The sequence below is a fragment of the Bradyrhizobium sp. 23 genome (assembly GCF_023073295.1).
In the GTDB taxonomy this organism is placed as follows: domain Bacteria; phylum Pseudomonadota; class Alphaproteobacteria; order Rhizobiales; family Xanthobacteraceae; genus Bradyrhizobium; species Bradyrhizobium canariense_D.
Genome location: NZ_JADPJF010000037.1, coordinates 315,965 through 318,737, shown reverse-complemented (window position 1 = coordinate 318,737; position 2,773 = coordinate 315,965). Strand labels below are relative to the sequence as shown.

At 66.6% G+C, this 2,773-nt stretch carries 4 protein-coding genes; 3 read left to right on the top strand and 1 reads right to left on the bottom strand.

Annotated elements, in window-relative coordinates; all coding sequences use genetic code 11:
* A partial coding sequence (locus IVB32_RS07620; RefSeq protein ID WP_276576773.1) for an FAD-linked oxidase C-terminal domain-containing protein occupies nucleotides 1–575 on the top strand: 575 nt, incomplete at its 5' end.
* Nucleotides 576–628: 53 nt separating this feature from the next.
* On the opposite strand, the gene IVB32_RS07615 is transcribed toward IVB32_RS07620, so the two are convergent.
* On the bottom strand, nucleotides 629–964 hold the full coding sequence (locus IVB32_RS07615; RefSeq protein WP_026232528.1) for an antibiotic biosynthesis monooxygenase family protein: 336 nt from the start codon (nucleotides 962–964) through the stop codon (nucleotides 629–631).
* A 214-nt stretch (nucleotides 965–1,178) separates the two neighbouring features.
* On the opposite strand from IVB32_RS07615, the gene IVB32_RS07610 reads away from it, so the two are divergent.
* The gene (locus IVB32_RS07610) at nucleotides 1,179–2,417 is read left to right on the top strand and encodes an FAD-binding protein (protein WP_018453425.1); all 1,239 of its coding nucleotides are present in this window, start codon (nucleotides 1,179–1,181) and stop codon (nucleotides 2,415–2,417) included.
* Nucleotides 2,414–2,773, top strand: a 360-nt coding sequence (locus IVB32_RS07605) for a 4Fe-4S dicluster domain-containing protein (protein ID WP_247410064.1), incomplete at its 3' end; no start/stop codon positions are given. The genes IVB32_RS07610 and IVB32_RS07605, both read left to right, overlap by 4 nt.

Below are 2,773 nucleotides of genomic sequence, written 5' to 3'. Positions count from 1 at the left end.
TCGAGACGATTGCGAACGCTTGCGGCTCGACCACCTGCCAGATCTCGACCTCGGAAGCCGAGCGCAATCTGTTCTGGGCCGGCCGGAAAGCCGCCTTCCCCGCCGTCGGCCGCATTTCGCCCGACTATCTCTGCATGGACGGCACCATCCCCCGCGGTGCGCTGCCGAAGGCGCTGGCGCGCATCCGCGAGCTCTCGGAAAAGTACCAGCTTGGTTGCGCCAACGTGTTCCATGCCGGCGACGGCAATCTGCATCCGCTGATCCTCTACGATGCCAACAAGCCCGGCGAGATCGAGCGCGCCGAAGCCTTCGGCGCCGACATCCTGCGCGCCTGCGTCGAGTTCGGCGGCGTGCTCACCGGCGAGCACGGCGTCGGCATCGAGAAGCGCGATCTGATGCCGGAAATGTTCAGCGAGATCGACCTCAACCAGCAGCAGCGTCTGAAATGCGCCTTCGACGCGCAGGGCCTGCTCAATCCCGGAAAGGTGTTTCCGACCCTGCACCGCTGCGCCGAGCTCGGCCGCATGCACGTCCATGCCGGGAATCTGGCATTCCCGGACATCCCCCGGTTCTAGGCGCTTGCGCCGATGGAAGGGCTTGCGATGCACGCCTCTTTCCTCGGCAATGCCTACAGCAGTCCGTATTGCGCCCGCTCGCGCTTCGCCAGCAGCGGCAGGGCTTCGCCAGCGATCCAGGTCTTGAAATGCGCGCTCTCCTGGTGCGCCTTGAATGCCGCCTCGTCGCGGAACAGTTCGTAGAACAGGAACTGGGCCGGATTGTCCTTTGCGCGCGAGATCAAGAACAGCTTGACGCCGTCCTCGCGCTGGGCCTCCGGCAGGAAGCGGTCGAGGATCGCGGCGATCTTGTCGGCCTCGCCCGGCTTCGCTTCCCATTGCGCGACGACGAGCAGGCCGCCGCCGTCGACGGCGTCGCTGAGCGATTTCTGCGTGGCATAGTGGTTCATGATGTCGTCTCCGTCGGTTGGTCTCTCGGTGCAGATTTGTAGCGATCGGCTGTCGGCTTTGGTTCGCCGGTGATCGAAGTGTCGATGTCGTGAATGCTTCGATGAGGATCGAATCTTGGCCGTGGCTCCGAGGTCGAGCCGGATCGCGCGGCAATGGCCGCTGTCGTCACGCTGCATTTGATTTTGGCGGCGAATTTCGCTACCGCCTTTGCCCGTGGATACGCTCAAGGTACGAGACGCCAAAGACGTCGAAGAGGTGGTGCGCGCGGCGATTGCCAATGAGCAGCCGCTCGAGATCATCGGCCATGGCTCCAAGCGCGGCATCGGCCACGCGATGGCGACCAACGCCGTGCTCGACGTCTCCGCGCTGAATGCCATCACCGGCTACGAGCCCAACGAACTCATTGTCACGCTCCAGGCCGGGGCGCCGCTGGCCGACGTGCTGTCGCTGATCGATGCCAAGAACCAGCAATTCGCCTTCGAGCCGATGAACACCGCGCCGCTGCTCGGCACGCCCGCGCTCGGCACCATCGGCGGCATGATCGCGGCTGGCCTGGCCGGTCCGCGCCGGATCAAGGCGGGCGGCGCGCGCGACCATCTGCTCGGGGCGCATGCCGTCTCCGGTTTCGGCGACAGCTTCAAGACCGGCGGCAAGGTGGTGAAGAACGTCACCGGCTACGACCTCTGCAAGCTTCTCGCCGGTTCCTGGGGCACGCTGTCGGTCATGACCGAGGTCACGCTGAAAGTGATGCCCAAGCCGGAGGCCGAGCGGACGCTGTTGCTGCGCGGGCTCGACGATGCCGCCGCCAACAAGGCAATGACGGCGGCGCTCGGCTCGCCTTTCGATGTCTCCGGGGCCGCGCATCTGCCGACATCGGCGTTCCGGACCGAGATCGAAGGTCTCGGCGATATCGCAGGCCAGGGCGAGGCGCTGACCGTGCTGCGGCTCGAGGGCATTGCCGCCTCGGCCGCCCACCGTGCCGGCTCGCTGCGCGAATTGCTGGCGCCGTTCGGAACCGCAATTCTCGTCGAGGACACGGCGTCAGCGGCGCTGTGGACCACGATCCGCGACGTCCTGCCGTTCGCGGCCAGTGGCGCGCTGGGGGCCTGGCCGGTCTGGCGGATCGTCTGCCCGCCGGCGTCGGGCGCGGCGCTCGGGACCCTGCTGGCGCGCGAGACCGGTGGCGACGTGATCTACGATTGGGGTGGTGGACTGATCTGGGCGGCGGTGCCACCGAAGCCGGACGCGCATGCTCGGGCCGTGCGCGAACGTACGAATGCCGCCGGCGGGCACGCCACGCTGATCCGGGCGGCCGAGGACATCAGGCGCGCGATCGATGTATTCCACCCGCAAGCCCCTGGCCTTGCCGCGTTGAGCGAGCGGGTCCGCGCCAGTTTCGATCCGAAGACCATCCTCAACCGGGGGCGGCTGACGCGAGGCACTGCCGCATGAAGACCGAATTTTCACTCGCGCAGCTCGCCGATCCCGACATCGCGGAAGCCGACAAGATCCTGCGCGCCTGCGTCCATTGCGGCTTCTGCACCGCAACCTGTCCGACCTATGTGCTGCTTGGCGACGAGCTCGATAGCCCGCGCGGCCGCATCTATCTGATCAAGGAGATGCTGGAGAAGGACCAGACGCCGACGGCCGAAGTGGTCAAACATGTCGACCGCTGCCTGTCGTGCCTGGCCTGCATGACGACCTGCCCCTCGGGCGTGAATTACATGCATCTGGTCGATCAGGCCCGGGTCAGGATCGAGCAGCGTTACGAGCGGCCGCTCGCCGAGCGGCTGCTGCGCCGAGTGCTG